Raw genomic sequence first — 22,017 nt, 5'->3', positions numbered from 1 at the left:
TGTTATGCCTTTATTATTCTATGCTAAACCAGCGTACGGTTTTTCTATTGGCTTTTTACTGGCAGCAGCGGTGGGCTGGTTTAATGGAAAGCCAGAGCTTACGGGATTGTTCCTGACCTTATTCTTTATTTCTCTTGCGATCGCATTCAGGGGGACAAGAGTGTTGAAAGGCTACTGGTACAGTGTGTTGATCCTGGCAGTTGCAACAATGGCAATGTTCTTTCCCGGATATTTCCGTACTGTCGGATCAAGGGATGCTTCATTTTTTATCCCGATTTTATTACAGGCGATCATGTTCGGTATGGGTACTGAATTAAGTCTGAAAGATTTTGCGCAGGTATTGCGCATGCCTAAGGGCGTGATCGTCGGCGTTGTTTGTCATTATACGATCATGCCACTGGTAGGTTTTGCGGTTGCTCATCTGTTCAGTTTCCCCGGTGAGATCGCTGCGGGGATCATCCTCATCGGCTGTTGCCCGAGTGGGCTTGCTTCAAATGTGATGTGTTATCTCGCGAAGGCGAATCTTGCGCTGTCTGTATCCGTAACGACCGTATCAACACTGGTGGCGCCGTTTTTAACACCGCTGCTGATGAAGTTGCTTGGGGGAGATTATATACAAATAAATTTCTGGGAAATGGTGTGGGATATCACCAAGATCGTGATCCTGCCGATCGCTGCGGGATTGATCTTTCATTATCTCGTGCGTGGCCGGGTCAAGTGGATCGATAAAGCGATGCCGGTGCTGTCGATGGTGGGGATTGCGCTCGTCCTGCTGGTGATCACAGCAGCAGGCAGGGATAACCTGCTGAAGGTTGGCGGCTTGCTGATCGTGGCAACATTCATTCACAATATTGCAGGGTATTCCCTTGGTTATTGGTCGGCGCGTGTACTAAAGTTTCCGGAGAAAGATTGCCGGACGATTGCGCTTGAAGTGGGGATGCAGAATGCGGGGTTGGCATCTGCACTGGCAAAAGCCATGGGGAAGATCGCGACGGTTGGATTGGCGTCTGTGATCTTCGGTACGATGATGAATGTGACGGGGTCATCGCTGGCTAGTTGGTGGCACAACCGTGATCCGGAGGAAGAAGTGGTAGACATTTAGATGTGCGTGGCGTAGGGGGGGACGCGGCGATACGCGGCGATCGCAACGAAATCTAATATACTAAGGGCTGTTTTCGCCGCGTCCGTTGCGTACCGCTGCGTCCGCGGCGTTCCTCTTACGCTGAACAATTCACATACTCTATCAAAAAAATCAAACCATATGATCAAGCGAAAACTCATTGTCCTTGCACTCCTGCTGCTAGCCGGTTACCAGCTGTTCGCTCAACAGGTGCAGATCAGCAAAGAACAGCTGGTCGCCTTAACACCCGAATGGAAAGGAGAACGTTTTGCCGATGGAAGACCAAAGGTTCCCGATGCACTACTGAAACGCATGAAAGCCGTCAGTGTGGAAGAAGCCTGGGCCGTAATGAAAAATGCGGGCTATGGTTACCAGGTGGCAGAAGGTTGGGAGATCATCAATCCCGATAGTGTACTCGTTGGCCGCGCAGTCACCACCACTTTCATGCCCGGTCGCCCCGACGTATGGAAGGCGATTGACTCCTTCGGGAAGAAACAAGGGAAAAAGGGGCAGAACTCCTGGCCCGTTGATATTCTTGTGAAAGGGGATGTTTATGTAGCGGATCAGTTCGGTGCCAAACGCAATGGCCCGACGATCGGAGATAATGTCGGCAACGCGATCTATGCAAAGACCGGCAATGGTATCGTGTATGATGGCGCGCTTCGCGATGTGGAAGGATTAAGAGAGATTGGTGGTTTTACTTCCTACTATACGAGTTACGATCCTTCATATCATAACCCGCCGGGCGATCTTACAACGATGATCGTTGGTATCAATCAACCGACAAGGATCAGAACAGTGACTGTTATGCCAGGTGATGTGGTGCTGGGGAAACTTGGTGTGGTTGTTTTTATTCCGCCTCATCTCGCGGAAAAAGTGGTCACCACCTCAGAGATCGTCCGGTTGCGTGATCTCTTCGGTCATCAGCGTTTGAGGGAAGGGAAGTATACCGCAGGGCAGATCGATGCGAGATGGTCTGATGAGATCGAGAAGGATTTTTCCAAATGGCTGAATGATCATATCAATGAACTGCCGGTGGCAAAAGAACAGATACAAGAATTCCTGAAAGACCGTACCTGGTAGCAAATTCTTCCTTAACTACTAAAGCTAAGCCGTATGATGCATAAAAATTCAAGAAGATTTTTTTTAAGCAAAGCTGCGATCGCTTCAGCGATGGCGCCGTTCGTATCACTTACTTCGTTTGGTAACGGATATGAAACTGCTATTGATAAATACGCTAAACCTTCTGCGCCTTCCGATCTCAAGATCACAGAGATCAAATGTTGCTATATCAAGGGAAGTTTGTTTGTGAAGGTGTTCACCAACCAGGATATTTATGGTTGCGGGGAAGGAGTGGATGCTGTGATGGGAACGTATTACCTGGTCAAGAATTTTGAGATGCGGTTGAAAGGCCGGAATCCTCTCGACGTGAACCGTTTGTTTGAAGATATCCGCAAAGGCGGATTCTTCCAGGGAGCGCAGGCCGGAATGTATGTAGCGGTGTTGTCGGCTATAGAAACGGCTTTATGGGATATCGCCGGGAAAGCATTAGGTGTACCCGTGTACCGATTATTGGGTGGAAAGTTTCGTGATAAGATCAGGGTGTATTGCGATACGGCGTTGTATCAGCGTAATCTTCCATTACCAAAGGATTTTGCTGAAGCGGCGAAGAAATCAAAGAGCATGGGATTTAATGCGATCAAGTTTGATCTTGATCAGGCGAATGATCCGAACAAATATGACCGGTATAATTGGACGGCCAGTCCGGGGGAACTGCAACGCATGTATGATCAGATCGCGGCGGCAAGGGAAGCGGTGGGGCCGAACGTCGATATTCTGGTGGATATGCATGGACGGTATGATGCTTTTACGGGTCATGCAGTAGCGAAAAGAATGGAACCGTTGAATCTTCTCTGGCTGGAGGAACCAACACCGGCAGAGAATGTACAGGCGTATAAATCTATCAAGGATTCATCGGGCACACCGATTGCAGCGGGAGAGAACCAGTATCTCGCGTATGGTTTCCGGGAGATGCTGGAGATCGGTGCGGTGGATATCATCATGCCGGATCTGCAGAAGGCCGGAGGATTGGGAGAGGGGCAGCGCATTGCGAACCTGGCGAATTTATATTATACACCCTTTGCGCCGCATATGGTGGCGTCGTTCCTGGGTTGCATGGCTTCCTGCCATGTGTGTGCATCGGTCCCGAATTTTTTAATACTGGAGTGGCAGTCTTATTTTCATACTGATCCGATGTTCAAAGAGATCGTGATATATGAGGGCGAGTGGGTGAAAGATAGTTTTATTACGTTGTCTGAAAAGCCGGGGATCGGGGTGGATATGAATGTGGAGGCGATGAAGAAGTATGCGGTGAAGGGAGTGCCGTTTTTCGAGTGAGGGGGTTTGATTCGCCGGGCGTAGGAGAACGCGGCGGACGCAACGATACGCGGCGAGCGCAACGAAATCTAATATACTAAGGGCTGTTTTCGCTGCGTCCGTTGCGTATCGTTGCGTCCGCCGCGTTCCTTCTACGCCGGACAAATTGAAAACATTTACCTGATCTCCACTTTCTTCCCCGTTCTCATCGCCTCATAGATCGCCTGCAGATACTTCACATCCCGCTTTCCCATTTCACCGGGTACGATACTGCGCGTTTTATTTTTAAGAGCCAATGCAAAAGCATCCATCTGTTTCGCTTGCTGATTCACTGGTGTAAAATTCATCGCGCCTTCAGGCGTCGTGCCTTTCTGTCCGCCATAATTATAAGCAGGTTTCAATTCAAACTGTCCTTTCTCCGCCGTTGCTGTGAGATAGTTCATGGACCCGTCATAAGTTGCTTCTCCTTCACCAACAATATTACCGGGAAAATCAAATTTCCAGCTCAGCGATTGCTCCACATCTTTGAACCGTGCAGGATCTGTTTTCTGTCCTTCGATAGCCGTCACCGCTATAGGCTCCATTCCCGATGTATAACACATGCCCTGCACTACATAAATGCCAACATCCATTAAAGGTCCGCCACCGGCATATTCTTTACTCAGTCGCCATTGTCCGGCTTCTGCTTTAAAACCAAATCCTCCCCTGATCTTTTGAAGATCGCCATATACTTTTTGTGTTCCCAGTCGCATCATTTCCTTGTTGAAAGGATCGAAATGCAGGCGATACCCAACCGATAACTGCCGGTCTGCCTTCTTCGCGGCAGCGATCATACGATCGCAATCGGCAACGGTGATGGCCATTGGTTTCTCCGACACTACATGTTTACCTGCCTGGAATGCCCGGATGCTATACTCCGCATGCATGTTGTTAGGCAACACCACATACACAATATCGATATCCGGATTATTCCTGATGCTATCGTAATTGTCGTAGGAGTAGATATTCTTATCGGGGATCTTGTATTTTTCTTTCCAGGCGGGGATCTTATCTGGAGAACCGGTCACAATACCTGCGAGGTAACAATGTTCTGTTTGGAGCAATGCAGGACCGAGCTGCCCGGTGGCATATCCTCCGAGGCCAACGAGGGCGATCCCTAATTTACCTTCCTTTTTAGATTGCGTGCTGATGTCTGTCATTTGAGCCATGCTGTTAGATAAGCCGAGAAGATGTATACCTACACCTGCCATTCCGAAATTGTAGATGAACTGGCGGCGGGATGATGTTGTTGTTTTTTTCATATCGGCAAACTTATCGGTTGATGAAATGATTGAATAGCGAAATAACCCTCAAACATAGTGCCTTGTTCGGCTATTACATTCTTTAATATCGAGCGGCGTAGGTTCCCGCAGATGAACGCAGATCATTTTTTCTGCGCTCATCTGCGGGAACCCTATGTCAGTCATATTTAAGAGAGTCATAGCTTATTTCAGCGCGAGCACTACCACGCTCGTCGGCGGTAACTTCACTGTAAGGCTGTTTCCTGACAGTGAAGCATCTTTAAATTCTGCAGGGCTGATCTTCCCAGGATTCTCAAAACTGTTATAGTCCTGCATTTTGGCAGATCGCAGGATCCGCCCTGACACTGTTTTATAAGAAGCGCCGTTTACATTGATCGTAATGGAATGCTCTTTATTCGGATCGATGTTCACCAGTGAAATATGTGTGACACCGTCTTTGTCTTTTGAAGCCGATGCGTTAATGGCCTTCAATGATTCTTTCTCATGAACATAGTCCTGGCTCGTGACCTGTAGTGGCAGCATCAGTGCATCATGGTGGACGTTGTACATTTCCATTACGTGATACGTTGGTGTAAGGATCATCTTTTCTCCTTCCGTTAGGATCACTGCCTGCAATACGTTGATGATCTGTGCCAGGTTGGCCATCTTCACACGGTCTGCATGGTTATTGAAGATGTTGAGATTGCTTCCTGCGATCATCGCATCACGCATGGTATTCTGCTGGTAAAGAAATGCCGGGTTAGTGCCTGGTTCCACTTCATACCATCCGCCCCATTCGTCCACCGCTAACGCCTTTTTCTTTTCCGGATCATACTTGTCCATGACCGCACTGTGTTTGGTGATCAGTTCTTCCATCAGTAAAGCACGCTGCATGGTGATGAAATATTCTTTCTCGCTGAAGTTGGTGGCAGGTCCTTTTTTGCCCCAGTCGATCACGCTGTAATGGTGCAGGCCCAGCGCGTCAAACATGGAGGCAGGGAGATTCTTCATCAGCACTTCCGTCCAGTGATAATCGTCGTCACTGGCGCCGCTGGCGATGCGATAAAGTTTATCGCTATTATTCCAATCAGTCATGAATGTGGCATACTGGCGGTAAATATTTGCATAGTGTTCAGCGGTCATGTTGCCGCCGCAACCCCAGGCTTCATTGCCCAATCCCCAGAATCCTACTTTCCAGGGTATGGTGCGTCCGCTTGCCTGACGCAGATCGGTCATAGGGCTGCTGCCGTTTGGATGTGTGGTGTATTTGATCCAGTCGCTCAGTTCACCGGGTGTTCCGCTTCCGACGTTTCCGCTGAGATAAGCTTCGGCACCCAACTCTTCGCAGAGGTTCAGGAATTCATTTGTACCGAAGCTGTTATCTTCTTTGGTGTTTCCCCACCAGACGTTCAGCATGCTGGGGCGGTTGGCTTTTGGACCAACACCGTCTTTCCAGTGATAGGTATCAGCGAAGCATCCGCCGGGCCATCTTAGGACAGGGACTTTCATTTTTTTGAGTGCAGCGAGCACATCCAGGCGGATGCCGTTCTTATTGGGGATCGTTGTGTTGCTGTCTCCGATGTATAATCCATCATAGATGCATCTGCCGAGGTGTTCGGAGAAATGGCCATAGATGTTTTTGTTGATCGTGTCTTTTGCTTCCGCGACATTGATCGTGATCGTGTTTGCGTTCTCTTTGCCGGCACAACTTGCCAGGAAGATGAGCAATGGCAGGAAAGGGAATTTTTTTAGCTTCATTGTTATTGTTTTAAAGGAGCGAGATTCGATTTTATGTGATTGGCGTATGTTCCCGCGGATTACGCAGATTTACGCTTACTATATCTGAAGTTATGTGCAGTTAATGAGCTTTCTTTCTGTTTTATAGCGCGGATGACGCGGATCGGTCGTTTCTTTTAAAGCGATCTGCGAGATCTGCGCTACACTAACAATAATTGCTTCAAAATATATAAGCAACTCTCTGATAAAGTAAGAGAAAATCAACGTAATCACCGGGAACCTACGCCTATCGATCCTGACGGCTTTGCTGATCATTTCTTCGCCTGTTTAAGCCCCACCACACTATAAAAAGCCGGTTTAGGTTGAAGCTGGCGATCGAACAATAAAGGGTAGTTTGTTCTTCCCCTGACAGGCCATCCATTCAGCCAGCTTTGCCCGTCGTGTACTCCCCAGAATGTCACTCTCGTGATCTTGTCTTTATGTTTCAGGAAAAGTTTGAACAGTTGCTCATAGTCGCTGGCCAGTTGTTGCTGTACGCTATCAGGTAATCCGTTCGCATAAGGATTGAGTGATGGATCTTCTTTCATTCGCTGGCTGATATCAGCGCCGGAAAAATTACGCGGCAATACTTCAATATCCAGTTCGGTGAACATTACTTTCAATCCGAGTGCGGCGTATTGCAGGAGGCTCTCTTCGATCTCTTTGAAAGGAACTTTTCCTGCATGCCAGTGTCCCTGTATTCCTACGCCATCAATCCTTACACCAGCGTCTTTTACTTTTTTGACGAGTGCCAGGCAGCCAGCTCTTTTCTTTGGTTGCTCATTATTGTAATCGTTGTAGTATAATTCAGCAGTAGGCGTGGCGGCCTGTGCAAGGCGGAATGCTTCGGTGACAAAATCGTCTCCCAATTTGGAAAGGAAGATCGATTTGCGCATGGTGCCATCTTCGTTCAATGCTTCGTTCACTACATCCCAGGAGAATACTTTGCCTTCATATCGGGTAGCTACTGTGGTTATATGATTTTTGAAGAATGTTTTGAACGAATCAACATCCTGGATCCTTCTCGCGAATGCCGGCAATTGACTGTGCCAGATGAGCGCGTGTGCATTGATCCTGATATTATTCTTCTTTCCATATTCCACCAGCTTATCAGCAAGCGTGAAATTATAAACATCCCATTGCGGATGAAGCTCCTCGGCTTTCATGATGTTCTCCGGGGTAACCATGTTGAACTGCTCTTTGATAAACGCATTTACCTTTGGGTCGCGCTCTTCGATCTGCGGTGTATTCATAGCTGTCCCTATCCCGAAATCTTTTTTGAATACTTCTTTCAATGAGGCAATATTACCGGACGATGGAGTTGGTTCCGGAATGATCGTATTTGTTTTACTGGCAGTACAGGAAGTCAGGAGAGCCATACCTGCAATCAGAAAAGTGTTTTTAGTTGTCATGCTATTGATGTGTGTTATGTGTGTAGATAAAATGAAGGTTGGGGAGACAGGTGTTATTCAAACTTTATCCAGTCGGTGTCCACCTTTCCTGAGCCCTTTAATTGCATTACGAGATGTTGTATTCCTGATGGAGGCCTGGAAATGTTTTTACTGATCTCTTTCCATTCATTCCCTGCCGGTATGTTGATCTCTGCGATCACAGGACCATTGCTACTGCCCGAGCGAATGACGATAGTTCCGGCCGTCGCTGCCTTTGCTTTAATGATCAGTTTTTTTACAGGCTTTGTGAATTGTACGGTGTTGTATTTGAACCAGGCGTTTGGTTGATCGAGGATGGCCATCCATCCGGCGAACTTATTGGCCGTGTCAAGGAACGCGATGGTTGCACCTTCAGCACTTTTCTCACTGTAACGATCGATCTGGATCTGGCTGTTAGCCTGGGTAATGCCGATGCCGCGCAAAGTGGGTATCACTTTGCGGATAGTGCCGTCGTCATTGAATGAGAGACTGTCAGCCCGTATCGATCTCGCCTTGTCAAAAGAAGGAGAGTAGTCATTGTGATGATAAAACAAATACCATTGCTCTTTGAAGGGAAGAATGGAATGATGGTTGGTCCAGCAGCCGGTTGGAGATTCATCCATGATGACGCCGGAAAATTTGAATGGTCCCAGCGGGTTATTGCCTATCGCATATTCCAGTCTTTCTATCTTGTTCTCTACATGCGGATAGGTCATATAGTAAATACCGTTCCGTTCAAACAGGAACGGTCCTTCTTTCAATCCTTTTGTGGGCAGCTCGCCGAGAGTCTTTACTTCGCCATCCAGTTCCAGCATATTGTCTTTGAGTTTGGCACCGAAGATGTCTCCCTGCGACCAGTACAGGTAGGCCTGTCCGTCCTTATCAATAAAAACGTTCGGGTCAATTCCTTTCACGCCTTTTATCGGTGATGGTTGTGCTGTATAAGGTCCTTCAGGGTGAGAAGCAACAGCAACGCCGATATTGAAGCCGCGTCCGTATGCAACCGTGTCTGCTGCTGATGTTGGAAAGTAGAAATAGTATTTACCGTTGCGATAAATGCAATCAGGTGCCCACATACTGTAGCTGTTGGGTCTGACCCAGGGCACTTCGTTCTGCGTAACGATCATGCCGTGGTCAGTCCATTCGGTTAAATTGTCTGAAGAGAATACATGATAATCTTCCATGCAGAACCAGCCGGGTCTTCCTTTTCCTTCCCGGGCAAGTATATCATGCGAGGGAAATACATAGATCCTGTCTCCGAATACACGGGCGGTAGGATCTGCTGTAAACTGGTCGCGTATCAGCGGGTTTTGGGCCTGTACATCGCAACAGGAGAGAAATATGCAGCCGGAGATGATTGAAAGTTTGAAACTTGACATGAGCATTGGTTTGTGATAGTTTTAGTTCAGTCAACGATCAGTTATTTTACTTTGTCGACGCCTTTTGTGGTCTGCACGATCTTTTGAATCGTTCCATCCGCATTGTAATGCATGTACTCAATGCAGATCGACCGCCTGTAACTGCCGCCGGTCGGCAATGCGCCGTTATGGTAGAAATAGTAGGATTTGCCTTTGTAATCGATCACGCCCGGGTGAGTGGTAAAGCTGTTGGGTGAATTCTCCTGGATGATGCCGCGATAGGTCCACGGGCCGGTAGCGCTTGGCGCGGTGCAATATTCCGTCATCTCCGGTTTCGTACCCGCACCTGCATACAAAAGGTAATAGATGCCATTGCGTTTGTACAGCCATGGTCCTTCAATGTAATGTTCCGGTTTGAATGTTTTGATCGTATCAGCCAGTTCGGTCATGTTCTGTTTCAGCTTAACGTATTTGCAGCTTCCGTTTCCCCAATACATATAGGCCTGTCCATCGTCGTCTACGAACACGGTGGGGTCAATATCATCCCATCCGTGTTTCATGTCAGTGGTCATTTCGTTTGTGATCAGTGCTTTTCCGATGGCGTCAACGAATGGACCAGTGGGTCTGTCCGATACAGCCACGCCAATCGCTGCCCCGCCGCCGCTGGTGCTGTCTTTCTTGTGGAAAGTGGATACGAACCAATAGAACTTTCCATTTCGTTCTACGCATTGTGCGGCATAGGCATCACCAGTGGCCCAGGAAAAGGTTTTGGTGGAAAGGAGAGGGCCATGATTTTTCCAGTTCTTCATATCAGTTGTGGAGAAAACATACCAGTCAGGCATTTTATAGTTGGTGGCTTTCTCGGATGCGGTATCATGACTGGTATACAGATACAAGGTGTCACGATAAACCAGCGGTGCCGGATCTGCGGTGAATACATCGGAGATGATCGGGTTTTGCGCGCTGGCTGATGTTGCCAGCAAGATGGCGAATAACAGGTTGCGATATTTCATTTTATATTTATTTCATTACTGGCGTTACTATTCAAACGCGGACCATTGACGTATTTAGATCACTTCTACATGGGCAAAGTCAAGTCATTGGCGTTTTAATATTTGATGATCTGTTCTGTCCAGGTAGGTCCGTTTATATAGAACCGACCATCTTTATAGTAGACAGGTTCGAATCCCATCTGCGGTGTTTTTTCCCAGGATAAAAATGTTTGACTATAGGGATAGGGGCGCTTTTCGTACATAAAGTAATGGCAGGAGCTCCAGAGCTGGCCATCCGGGCCTTTGAATAAGGCATTGTGACCTGTTTCCTGGTAGGGATCTTCTGTATCCTGGAATTGAAGATGAGCGTAGCCTCCCTGTTGCGCCAGCTCCGGGCGATAACCTTTTTTACGGGTGCCGAAGATTGGTTCGCGTGATACAAGCTCCCACGGACCCAGGGGTGTTGTTGATTTTAACAGGCCCACTTCATATCCTCTAGTCCAGGTGGAAAAGAACATGAAATAGTTGCCCTCTTTTTTGATCACAAATGGACCTTCTATTCCACCGACCATCCATTCGGGATAGCCGGGTTGTTTTTTATCGAGAAACTTTTCAATAGGCGTGGTGAGTTTGCCGGAAGGAAGATCAATCTTTGCCTGGAATAAACCGTTGCCACTGCAATAGAGATAGGTTTGTCCGTCTTCATCTTCAAACAGCGTTGCGTCGTTGTTATATTGCGGCATTAACGGACCATTCACGAGTTGGTAAGGGCCTGTTATTTTATCTGCGGAGAATAACCAAACACTGTGCGTTTTCATTCCCTTGGGATCATCTTTGGTGACTTTACCACTGTTTACCGTCATCCAGTATTTATTTTGAATGAAGTGGATCTCCGGCGCCCAGAATCTTCCGTTATAGGGGCAATCAGCTGGAAGTTTGGATGCATCGATCAACCAGGAATGTTGTTTCCAATTGATCAGGTCATCGGATACGAGCATTCGTACACCGGGATTGGGACCTGTCCATACTGGTTCTGAAGTGCCTACGCAATACCATCGATCATCCGCTTTGATGATAAAATGATCGCGCATCGAGATCGCGGAATCGCGGGTGATCGGATTGGTGTAACGGAATTCACGAGTGGATGAATTCCTGGCAGCTCCGTTCGCTTGTGAATAACCATTCACGATTGCTGTTGAAAGTATAAGGATTATGCTGAGTTGTCTGAACATACATTGATTTTGAAAAGTGGGGTGGTTCCCGCAGATTCCGCGGATTTTTATACAACGAACGTTACACCTTCATTAGATCATCGAATAGATTGATAGTTGGTTTCGCAGATGATCCGCTGCTATCATTAGCCATCTGCGTAATCTGTGCAACCGGATCAAAGCTTTTCCCTTCATTGAAATACTCTTCAATAATAGTTATGACAAAATCTGCGCAATCTGCGGGAACCCTACGCAGACCTGTCAATGTACCTCATCAGTAATCATCCGTTCTGAAAGGCGCGGCCGGCAAACCCTCCTTGTTATACAGGTTCGCACCTTTGGGGTCATCCGCCCACGCATAACGCACAGCAACAGGCTGAACAATGCTTTCAGACCAAACCACCACTTTGTTGTTCTGAATGCTCGCTTTGGCCCATACGAATTTTTTATCCGCACCAGCAATAGCGAAATAATGAAGGCTGTCTCCTTTCGAAATCAAGCCGCCGCCAGTATTGTCGAACGACAGAATGATCTTATTGCCTTCTGCTCTCATTGATTGATAAACTGGTCCGGCATAGACGATCTTTTTATCATGATATGCCACTCTCTGCGCCGCCAGAGAAAGCCTGTAGCCCAGATCTTTTTTATTGAGCGGGTGGATATCATTCCATTCTCCAATATCGATGGCAACGGCCATTCCTGTGTTAGGTAAAGCAAGTGCCGCAGTTTGTGCTTCCCTGAATCTTGCCCAACCGCCATCAGAAGGTTCGTTCACCGGTGCATTGAAATTGGGAAGTTGTACAAACAGGAAGGGAAAGTTGCCTTGCTGCCAGCTTTCGCGCCAGGAGTTGATCAGTGCAGTGAACAATGAACGTTGCTGAATGTGCCTTCCAATGTTTGATTCGCCCTGGTACCATAGAGCTCCTTTGATCGTATAGGGAAGGAGTGGAGCGAGCATCGCGTTATAGAGGCCCGTCGATTTCCATTGAATGAAAGAAGATCCGATGAGGTTCTCCATTTTTACTCCCAACTTATATTTCCAGGTGCCGCTGAGATCGATCGTTTGATCACCTGATATGAGCGCATATTGTTTGTCTCCGATGAAACCTCCTCGTCCTGAAGGACAAACCACCCGGACCGTGATCGAGTTCTTGCCGGCTTTCAACAGGCCTGCCGGAACGGTATAGTTACGTGGAATGTATTGAGAACCCATTCCACCGACATATTTTCCATTGATGAAGGTAGAGTCAGCTTCAACGATATTGCCAAGCACGAGCTTCGCCGTTTTCCCTTCTGATGAAGGGGGCATAGTGAAATCTCTTTTGAGCCATACTACGCCCGTGATATTACCGAGCTTCGTGGTTTCCCAACGGGCAGGCATTTTTATTTCGTCCCATGTGCTGGTGTTATGATCAGTCTTGTTCCATGGACCGATAGGATCAGCATAGGCGGCATCATTTTCTCTTGCACGTTTATTCCATTCGGAGATGCGCTGCCGGTCGCTGGCTTCTGTCTGTATTATATTGTTCGTATCCTTAAAATGCAACGCTTCGGCATGGAGTTCCGGAAAAGGTTTCAATGCTTGTTCGCTCATCCATGATTCTGTTCTTGATCCGCCCAGTGTGGAGTTGATCAATCCGATGGGTACTTTATATTTTGCATAGAGATCGCGGGCGAAATAATATCCCGCAGCCGTGAATTTCAGCACGCTGTTCGGGTCTGCACTGATCCATGAGCCGGAGGAGAGATCATCCATCTGCCGGGAAAAGAGGTGCTTTTTGGGAACGGCAAACTGACGGATGAATTTGTTTTCAGATGAAGCAATATCATCCGGGTATTTAGATTGCACGCCGCTCATGGCCATTTCCATGTTCGATTGTCCCGAGCAGATCCATACATCACCGATCAGTATATCTTTCAACTTGATCATGTTGCTTCCGCTGATCTGCATTTCGTAAGGCCCGCCGGCTTTAAGACTGGTCAGCAGGATCTGCCACTTACCATCGGTTGCGGTTGTTGCGTAGTGTGTTTTATTCAGAAAGGTGACACTGATCTTTTCTCCGGGAGCAGCCCATCCCCAGATGCGTGTGCGGGCATCGCGTTGCAATACCATGCCATCACTGATCAGTTTCGGTAAACGGACCTCTGCAAAAGAAGCCAGGTTGAACAGCAGTAAAAAAATAAGCGGTACTACACGAGTCAGCATAGATAAAGAAGTCTTTTCTGGTAAATAATTGTCATTTTGACTAATAAGTATACGTTGCTAAAAAAACTGCGCTTCAAACCTGGAAGGATCCGAAGCAGCAGTCTTTGTTCCTGATCACTTGAATAACAGCTGTGCGAAATTGTACAGGTTGTTGCGCCAGACCGGCCATGTATGGCCACCGGGATATTCGCTGTAACTGTATTTGATATTCATCTCATCGAATTTGCTCAGCATGATCTTGCAATTGGCATGAGCGATATCTTCTTTACCGCCCATCGCTATCCAGAAGTTTTTCAGATCCTTATTGATCGTTGCTGCATTTGTTTTCATGTAGGCATATTGTGGATCGGACAGCGCAGGTTGATTTGCCCACCAGCCGGAGCTGAATACACCGAGGCTTGAAAACATCGGCGTGTTCTTAATACCTGCATACAGGGTTTGCAATCCGCCCATGGATAAACCAGCCAATGCGCGGCTTCCGGCATCTGTCGCCAAGCGGTAGTTTTTTTCTACAAAAGGAATGACGCTTTGCTTCAATTCGTTTTCGAACATCCGCAGCGATTGTTCGCCAAAACCGGCGATGCCACCGCTGCCGAAATTGCCGTCCATCATTACGATCAGCATAGGCTTTGCTTTTTTCTCCGCGATCAGGTTGTCGAGAATGATATCAGTTTTTCCCTGTGTGGACCAGCCTCTTTCATCTTCACCACCGCCATGGAGTAAATACAATACAGGAAATTTATCCTGTCTGTTCTCGTCGTACCCCGGAGGAGTATAGATATACATCTGCCTCCATGAACGGGTGCTGTTTGAAAAATATTTCTTAATGCGGACATCACCGTGCGGCACATCTTTTAATGCATAGATGCTATCACCTTTGAAGGGGATCTCAATGCCACTGGCCATGCGGCTCATGCCATAAAAGGTTTCGCTGGAAGGATCTGCTACTGCTACACCGTCGATCAACAGGGAATAGTAATGAAATCCTTCGGAGATGGAGTCGGTCACGCCAACCCAGTATCCTCCAGTATCCTTTGCCAGGTCATATTTCTTGCCCAGATCGATCTGTACCCGTTGTGCTTCCGGTGCTTTTACGCGGAATGCCACGCGGCTGTCATTGAGTACCTGCGGGTATTTGGCTGAGCGGATGTTGGAGGTGGCAGGTGTTCCCAAAATGGAGTACTTGCTATACTTGCTTTTGTCAACTGGTTTGAACAGGAACTGCGAGAACATGTACAATCCGTTCTTCCATACTTTAAAATCATGAACGCCTGGTTCAAGATAATAGATATGCGGAACGTTGTGCAGTACAAGATAATCGTGTGTGCGCTTGCTGTTGATAAGCAGTCCGTCATTATCACCACAGGAGATCCAAAGCAGGTTCAATTTGTCGATTGCCGCTGCGGGATCAGGCAGTAGTTCTTTCGGAGGTTTTGTATTGGGTGCTGAAGAAAAGCCGCCCACCCAAGCGAATTTATCAAGGTTGCCTAATCCGAAGTTGAGCGATTGGCCACCGCCCATAGACAAGCCAGCAATGGCACGGTGTTCTCTGTCTTTCAATACGGGAAATTTTTTCTCGATAAAAGGGATGAGGTCATTGAGCAGGTCCTGCTCAAATGTTGCAAAGGCCTGTACTTTGTCAGGTGCCATGATGTTCCCTGTCGCACGGTCATCTTTCATGGCCCTGCCATTCGGCAATACAACGATCATGGGTTCCAGTTTCCCCTGTGCGTAAAGATTATCCAGGATCACCTGTGGCTTTCCGCCATTGAGCCATTCTTTTTCATCACCACCGATGCCATGCAGCAGATAAAGTACAGGATACTTTTTTTTCTTTGAGAAGCCCGGCGGCGTGTAGACTAAAGTTTTGCGGGTACCTCCAACGGTTTTGGATGAATAGCTGAGTGTGTCAATGGTTCCATGAGGAATGTCGGCCTGCGGTGTATCAAATCCTTTAGGCGCCTGCATTTCTGTTGGCTGGCTGTATGCCGCAACGGAGAAAAGTGATAGCAGGATGGCGGAACAGATCGGTTTCATGTATCGGTTTTATACTGTTGGTTAACTAATATTATTTGGTAGCTGGTTTGATCAATTGATATTTTCCGCTCAGGTGCATCAGGCTGAAGACATACATGAGGCCGTCATAGTAAGGATCGAAATAGCCATCTTCATACGGTTCCAGCTTTGCATTCCAGATGGCTTTGACAAAGTCGTCACTGCTTTTGTCTTTATTGATCAATGCGGTAGTTGCTGCGGTGGAAACGAGTCCAATGGAATGGCGCAGTTTTTTTACGGGACCTGCCTGAAGGATGAACTCGGGTTTGGTTCCATCAAGATTGAACTGGTCGTCATAGTTATCCAGTCCTTTCGACCGCAGGAATGCCTGGAATTTTTTTGCATAATCTTCCTGCCATTGCTTATCTTTTTTGAACCAGACATAATCCATCGCGATATTCATAGGGACACGCCATGAATCATACCTGAAACCGGGCGGCATCCAGCGAGTGGGATGCGGTGCGCCGGAAAATTCTGTATAGTCTGAATTGAGTGCGGTTACCGGATGGCAGGCACGCTGAAGAAAGGCCCGCGAGGTATCGGCACAATCTTTATAAAATTGTTCATGTCCATCTTTCGCATACATCGCCCATACTTCATAGAAGGCGGGAAGGTGATAGGAAGGATCGGTCCAGTTATAATTATTTCCTTCGGGTACAAAAGTGATCTGCTTATGTTCGGTGTTGATGAGGTGGTAGATATTGCCGGTGCCATCTTTCTTCCACATTGCGTCGAGGATCCTTCTGGCTTCATTATAGTAATGAATTCCGGTATTGTTTCCCCACTTGTTCGCAGCAAATAGCAGACTGGTGATATAATACAGTTCACCGTCAGATGCGGAACCTTCGGAATTCTTCTTCATGGTTTGCGTGTTAATGCTCCACGCAAAGTATCCTTCCCGGGGCCCTTCCTGGTGCTGCAGGTATTTTTTTGACCAGCGCCAGACGCGGTCGAACATCTCTTTTTTATCAAGTTGGACGGCGATCATCATTCCGTATGAAAGGCCTTCCGTTCTGGCATCTTTATTTTTCAGATCAGAGAGGAAGGCCATCGAATCACCCACTTCGAAGTAGATCTTTTCCGGACCTTCAAATACATCGTGGAATGCTTTATTCAGTTTGTTGTCTATTGCCTGCTGCGTGTAGCCTTTTTGTTTGAACAGGTTAGGGTATTGATCCGTGAATGCCGCAGCGCGTGAGTCTTTGCCTTTTTGTGCCAGAACACCTACGGGGAGAAAGCAACCCAATAGCAGTGATACGACAATTGGCAGGAGTGTCTTTTTCCTGTAAAAAGTAAGAGATGAACAACGAACAGAGGACATGGCAGGCGATTTCGTTAAAGCGTTTAATTTCCACTCACTGCACAGATGCGGGCCGCAAAATGCTATAAGTAATGCAATCGATTTCAAATCTATTATTTTGTTTTCTATCGGCAAATTTTATTCTTGAACAATGTGCTGATTTGCTGCGGAATCGATAAAATCCTGCGGGATGGGACGGCCTGAAATACATTAGCAGGTAGTGTTTAACTGTAAATGAAGTTTAATAAATTGATTTACAGGAAAATATTTGACCGGGGATTGAAATGAAATGCTCCAATACTGATCACGGTCTGTTGTAGCCAGTATTATATATAATATGTTCGGTCAAAAGAAAAATGATGGGAACCTTCCGGCGAAAACGCCATTTTTGGCATAATTTATTTAAATCGATTGCATTTTAATCAATCTTGTTTATTTTAGCTTTTCAGACCTAACGGTGAGCAACCATATGTAATGCAGGAATAAGCGACAGATCTGAACATTTGTTCCATCATTTTAAACATTCATACTACCCACCGCAAACGGTCAACTTTAGCTTTGCGCAACCAAAACATCAATTCAAAACATTTATGTCTCACCCTCATTTGCAGTTTTTTATAGATACGGCGAACTTATCAGAGATACAGGAAGCTTTCGACCTCGGTATTTTAGATGGTGTAACTACCAACCCTTCTTTGATGGCGAGGGAGAAAGTTGTCGGGAAAGAAGCTGTACTGAACCATTATATAACGATATGCAATATGGTCGATGGTGATATCAGTGCAGAGGTCTTATCGACGGATTTCGATGGTATCATTGAAGAAGGAAAAGAGCTGGCTGCCCTGCATCCGAATATAGTGGTGAAGGTTCCGATGATCAAAGATGGGATCAAGGCGATCAAATGGTTTACCAATAACGGCATCAAGACGAATTGTACCCTGGTCTTCTCTGCCGGACAGGCCATTCTCGCCGCAAAAGCGGGTGCTACTTATGTATCACCTTTCATTGGCCGCATCGATGATTCAGGTTGGGACGGTATTGACCTGATCAGGCAGATCTCGCATATTTATACGGTGCAGGGAATGCAGACCAAGATCCTGGCAGCTTCGATCCGTACAGGAAATCATATCATCGCCTGCGCGGAAGCAGGTGCACATGTTTGCACATCTCCGCTGTCCTCCATACTTGCCTTATTAAAACATCCGCTCACGGATATCGGCCTTGCAAAATTTGTAGAGGATGCGAAGAAAATGAGCAATTGATCATCTTTCAATTATTGATTTTATCAAAATGCAATCGACAAGTTATACTTACCTGACCAATATTGCCGGTCAGGTCAGACGCGATATTGTTCGCATGGTACATGGATGCCAGAGCGGGCATCCGGGCGGATCATTGGGATGTACAGATTACCTCGTGGCTCTTTACTTCCAGATCATGAAACACGATCCTTCGTTCAACATGAATGGAAGAGGTGAGGATCTGTTCTTCTTATCCAATGGCCATATCTCTCCTGTTTTCTATAGTGTGCTGGCAAGAGCAGGATACTTCCCAGTTAAAGAACTGGCGACTTTCCGTAAACTGGATTCGCGTTTGCAGGGGCATCCGACAACACACGAAGGATTGCCTGGTGTAAGGATCTCCTCCGGTTCGCTTGGACAGGGTTTGTCTGTAGCCATTGGCGCTGCACAGACCAAGAAACTGAAAGGAGATAACAGCCTGATCTATTCACTGCATGGCGATGGAGAACTGCAGGAAGGACAGATCTGGGAAGCAGCCATGTATGCTGCGCACAACAAAGTGGATAATCTTATTGCGGCCATTGACGTGAATGGACAGCAGATAGATGGTCCAACGGAGAAGGTGCTTTCACTGGGTGATCTGAAAGCAAAATGGCTTGCATTCGGATGGAAAGTATTTGAGGTGAATGGAAATGAGATGCCCGAGATCATCCGTGTACTGGAGCTTGCAAAAGAAAGCGCGTTCAAAGGTGTGCCGATCATGCTGCTGATGCAAACCAATATGGGACATGGGGTCGACTTTATGATGGGCTCGCACAAATGGCATGGCGTTGCTCCCAATGATGAACAACTTGAACTTGCATTAAAGCAATTGAACAGTACACTTGAAGATTATTAACACAACATGAAGAAGTATACATTCACGGAAAAGAAAGACACGCGTTCCGGCTTTGGTGCCGGATTGCTGGAAGCCGGAAGAAGGAATCCGGATGTGGTGGCCTTGTGTGCCGATCTTGTCGGTTCACTGAAGATGGAAGCTTTTATAAAAGAATTTCCTGAACGCTTTTTCCAGATAGGCATCGCGGAAGCGAATATGATGGGAATTGCTGCAGGGATGACGATCGGTGGCGCTATTCCCTATACAGGAACCTTCGCCAATTTTTCCACGGGCAGGGTATATGATCAGATCCGTCAAAGCATCGCTTACAGTGACAAGAATGTAAAGATCTGTGCTTCTCATGCGGGCCTGACTTTGGGAGAAGATGGCGCAACGCACCAGATCCTGGAAGATATCGGGCTGATGAAAATGTTGCCGGGGATGACGGTGATCAATCCGTGTGATTATAACCAGACGAAAGCTGCAACCATTGCCATCGCCGAACATCATGGGCCGGTTTACCTCAGATTCGGCAGGCCGGTTGTTCCTGTTTTTACACCGGCAGATCAGCCATTCGAGATCGGTAAAGCCTGGACAGTGAATGAAGGAGAAGATGTAACGATCTTCGCAACGGGGCACCTGGTATGGGAAGCGATACAAGCTGGGGAAGAGCTGGAGAAGATGGGCATCAGTGCAGAGATCATCAACATACATACAATAAAACCTTTGGACGTAGAATCAGTACTGCGCTCTGTTGCGAAAACCCGGTGTGTGGTAAGTGCGGAAGAACACAATCGCCTCGGCGGACTGGGTGACAGCATTGCGCAGGTATTGATACAACATGATCCTGTGCCGATGGAATATGTGGCCGTGAACGATCAATTCGGCCAAAGCGGTACGCCTGCCCAACTGATGAAGAAGTATGGCCTGGATGCAGAACATATCGTCAAGGCCGTACAGCGGGTTCTGCTCCGGAAAAAAAGTACAGTAACAAGCCTGGTATAATTGGTCGGCCGTTTTATCCTATTAAAAAATCAAACGGAACAGCAGTTTAATGTGACTGCCGATACATTTTTTGCCACATGAAGAGTGCACCATGCAGCTCGAGTGGTGTTTTAACCGTTAATATTCGACAGGCAGTCGACAAAAGGGAGAAGTGTCTACTTTTCCCTTTCTTTATTTGCGGTGTAGGTTCCCGCAGATTATAAGACACTGGTCAATGTAGAATAAAGGTGGCTAACGGTTAGATTATGTTGGCTTGCGTAAGGCCCCCTCTAAATCTCCCCTGAATGGCTGTCGTGTACCCACATTTTCCTTTTATATGACCGAATAATTTCTTGATAGCTTGATGGCGCAAAGGAACGCGGCGGACGCGGCGATACGCCATTCAAATACTTATGGGTACACGGTAGCCTGAAGGGGGAGATTTAGAGGGGGCCTTACGTCAATTAATAGTAAGAGTGTAGTATAGCATTTCTTCGTCATTGCATTACTTCAGGAGAAACCAGGACATAATCATATTTTTCGATCACCGCATAGGCATCCCTGCTAAGGGAATTGTCGTAGTTTAGCCTGGTTCGCAACGAACGGATATCCACCAGTACCCATTTGGACTGATCATATAAACCGGAAAATACTTTTGGATTTTCATTGTTTTCGCAATAGAAGTCATCAATCAGCTGGCCTTTTTCTGTAGTATATCTTACCATGATGTAAACATTGGTAAAGTTTCGCCCGCTTCTTTGTGCCAGTTCATAAACCGCATTTCCTATATCGTACACGTTGGTTTGCAGATTGATGCCTTTCGCCAGATGATTGCTGCCCATTTTGAAAAAGACCTTACTGTTTGGAGACTTATTATAGTAGCGGAAGAAATTCTTTTTCATCAGCATAGCCCTGCCTTCATTATCGCCATCGCGATAGATCTCTTTCGAGATCCTGATATCATCTAAGATCGATTTGAGTTTTTTGTGACGAATTGCATTCTTTAAACTGTCGATCAGCTTTGTGTCCGGATACCACCATCTAGCCAGTAAACTGTCAACTAACGGTTGAAAGCGCGTTCTGGTTTTTAGCGATTGAGCATCATAAACCTTTTTTATTCCGTAAGAGAAAGCCATTTGAAACTCCTGATCTATTCCCCAAATATCATACTTCAGTTTATCAGCTGCATGAAGTATCTGGGCATCTTCTTTAGTACGAAAGAAGGGTAAGGTCCCGATACCCGGATATCCTGCATTAAAGATCTTTTCCAGGGTGTTAGAAGGACTATTGGTGCGCGAGATCCTCATCAGCTCACTTGCAACGAATGGACTTGTTTCCACGCACAGTGTTCGATAACCGTGTTTGCTGGCAGCAGCCATCGCAAGGGCTGTAAGCCTGGAAAGAAGTGGGGAGTTGTGATATTCTCCCCAGGCTACGAATTCGTTTTTTTCGAACAAGCTTTTAAGCGTGTCCCAAGCGTTACCCGAAGGATTTTCATCATTGAACGTGAAATATTGCGTATGTGTCGAAATGCAATTGTTCAGTTTGTCCTGGTCGCTCAGCTTTTTCTTTGCCTGGGCAGAACTGCAAAAGGAAATAAACAGAAGCAGGGGGAATAGTAAATGTTTCATTTTAGTAGTTGGGTTGTGAATATGTTTTTGTTTTCGTGAACCTGGTGTGCTATCTGCTGATCTAAAATAATGGTACTGTTCAGCAGCTGGTCAAAAATCCGAATAGAGAGGGCCCCGGGGAAGTTTATTATCCCAAACTGTTCATCTATTACTCAAACTCAGGAATTCTGCAATTGCTTG

16 protein-coding genes are annotated in these 22,017 nt (G+C 46.8%); 6 read left to right on the top strand and 10 right to left on the bottom strand.

Translation table 11 applies throughout. The features are described from left to right. The first annotated feature begins 4 nt into the window (after positions 1 to 4). The 3 genes from LZZ85_RS18090 to LZZ85_RS18080 all read left to right on the top strand — a co-directional run bounded on the left by LZZ85_RS18090 (position 5) and on the right by LZZ85_RS18080 (position 3,517). Positions 5 to 1,102, top strand: a complete 1,098-nt coding sequence (locus LZZ85_RS18090; RefSeq protein ID WP_237874751.1) for a bile acid:sodium symporter family protein — start codon at positions 5 to 7, stop codon at positions 1,100 to 1,102. Between the two features lie 159 nt (positions 1,103 to 1,261). Then, positions 1,262 to 2,203: an RraA family protein gene (locus tag LZZ85_RS18085; protein WP_237874750.1), complete on the top strand. Its 942-nt coding sequence runs from the start codon at positions 1,262 to 1,264 to the stop codon at positions 2,201 to 2,203. Positions 2,204 to 2,236: 33 nt separating this feature from the next. Continuing rightward, the gene (locus LZZ85_RS18080) at positions 2,237 to 3,517 is read left to right on the top strand and encodes a mandelate racemase/muconate lactonizing enzyme family protein (RefSeq protein ID WP_237874749.1); all 1,281 of its coding nucleotides are present in this window, start codon (positions 2,237 to 2,239) and stop codon (positions 3,515 to 3,517) included. A 155-nt stretch (positions 3,518 to 3,672) separates the two neighbouring features. On the opposite strand, the gene LZZ85_RS18075 is transcribed toward LZZ85_RS18080, so the two are convergent. The 9 genes from LZZ85_RS18075 to LZZ85_RS18035 form a co-directional block, all read right to left on the bottom strand. Continuing rightward, positions 3,673 to 4,797 carry a Gfo/Idh/MocA family protein gene (locus tag LZZ85_RS18075; protein WP_237874748.1) on the bottom strand — a complete coding sequence of 375 codons (1,125 nt, stop codon included), beginning with the start codon at positions 4,795 to 4,797 and terminating at the stop codon, positions 3,673 to 3,675. 183 nt (positions 4,798 to 4,980) lie between these two features. Next, entirely contained in the window at positions 4,981 to 6,534 is a 1,554-nt protein-coding gene (locus LZZ85_RS18070) for an alpha-N-arabinofuranosidase (RefSeq protein WP_237874747.1), read from the bottom strand. 290 nt (positions 6,535 to 6,824) lie between these two features. After that, positions 6,825 to 7,964: an endo-1,4-beta-xylanase gene (locus tag LZZ85_RS18065; protein ID WP_237874746.1), complete on the bottom strand. Its 1,140-nt coding sequence runs from the start codon at positions 7,962 to 7,964 to the stop codon at positions 6,825 to 6,827. 53 nt (positions 7,965 to 8,017) lie between these two features. Continuing rightward, positions 8,018 to 9,361: a family 43 glycosylhydrolase gene (locus LZZ85_RS18060; protein WP_237874745.1), complete on the bottom strand. Its 1,344-nt coding sequence runs from the start codon at positions 9,359 to 9,361 to the stop codon at positions 8,018 to 8,020. Positions 9,362 to 9,402: 41 nt separating this feature from the next. Further along, positions 9,403 to 10,353, bottom strand: a complete 951-nt coding sequence (locus LZZ85_RS18055; protein ID WP_237874744.1) for a glycoside hydrolase family 43 protein — start codon at positions 10,351 to 10,353, stop codon at positions 9,403 to 9,405. Between the two features lie 95 nt (positions 10,354 to 10,448). After that, positions 10,449 to 11,564, bottom strand: a complete 1,116-nt coding sequence (locus tag LZZ85_RS18050) for a glycoside hydrolase family 43 protein (protein WP_237874743.1) — start codon at positions 11,562 to 11,564, stop codon at positions 10,449 to 10,451. Positions 11,565 to 11,817: 253 nt separating this feature from the next. Then, on the bottom strand, positions 11,818 to 13,749 hold the full coding sequence (locus LZZ85_RS18045) for a sialate O-acetylesterase (protein WP_237874742.1): 1,932 nt from the start codon (positions 13,747 to 13,749) through the stop codon (positions 11,818 to 11,820). A 114-nt stretch (positions 13,750 to 13,863) separates the two neighbouring features. Beyond that, positions 13,864 to 15,786, bottom strand: coding sequence for an alpha/beta hydrolase-fold protein (locus tag LZZ85_RS18040; protein ID WP_237874741.1), 1,923 nt, complete (start codon positions 15,784 to 15,786; stop codon positions 13,864 to 13,866). A 31-nt stretch (positions 15,787 to 15,817) separates the two neighbouring features. Beyond that, positions 15,818 to 17,125: a family 8 glycosyl hydrolase gene (locus LZZ85_RS18035; protein ID WP_237874740.1), complete on the bottom strand. Its 1,308-nt coding sequence runs from the start codon at positions 17,123 to 17,125 to the stop codon at positions 15,818 to 15,820. Between the two features lie 569 nt (positions 17,126 to 17,694). Here LZZ85_RS18035 and fsa point away from each other — a divergent pair. Genes fsa through LZZ85_RS18020 form a run of 3 tightly spaced genes read left to right on the top strand, consistent with a single transcriptional unit; the run spans position 17,695 to position 20,227 of the window. After that, entirely contained in the window at positions 17,695 to 18,366 is a 672-nt protein-coding gene (fsa, locus tag LZZ85_RS18030) for a fructose-6-phosphate aldolase (protein WP_255724162.1), read from the top strand. A 28-nt stretch (positions 18,367 to 18,394) separates the two neighbouring features. Next, complete coding sequence (locus tag LZZ85_RS18025) at positions 18,395 to 19,243, top strand: transketolase (RefSeq protein ID WP_237874739.1); 849 nt, start codon at positions 18,395 to 18,397, stop codon at positions 19,241 to 19,243. 6 nt (positions 19,244 to 19,249) lie between these two features. Continuing rightward, the gene (locus LZZ85_RS18020; RefSeq protein WP_237874738.1) at positions 19,250 to 20,227 is read left to right on the top strand and encodes a transketolase family protein; all 978 of its coding nucleotides are present in this window, start codon (positions 19,250 to 19,252) and stop codon (positions 20,225 to 20,227) included. A 476-nt stretch (positions 20,228 to 20,703) separates the two neighbouring features. On the opposite strand, the gene LZZ85_RS18015 is transcribed toward LZZ85_RS18020, so the two are convergent. Next, complete coding sequence (locus tag LZZ85_RS18015) at positions 20,704 to 21,837, bottom strand: hypothetical protein (protein ID WP_237874737.1); 1,134 nt, start codon at positions 21,835 to 21,837, stop codon at positions 20,704 to 20,706. Between the last annotated feature and the right edge of the window lie 180 nt (positions 21,838 to 22,017).

Source organism: Terrimonas ginsenosidimutans (assembly GCF_022012415.1).
GTDB classification, from domain to species: Bacteria; Bacteroidota; Bacteroidia; order Chitinophagales; family Chitinophagaceae; genus Terrimonas_A; species Terrimonas_A ginsenosidimutans.
The sequence above is the reverse complement of the archived record's forward strand: the minus strand, read 5'-3'. Positions and strand labels throughout refer to the sequence as shown.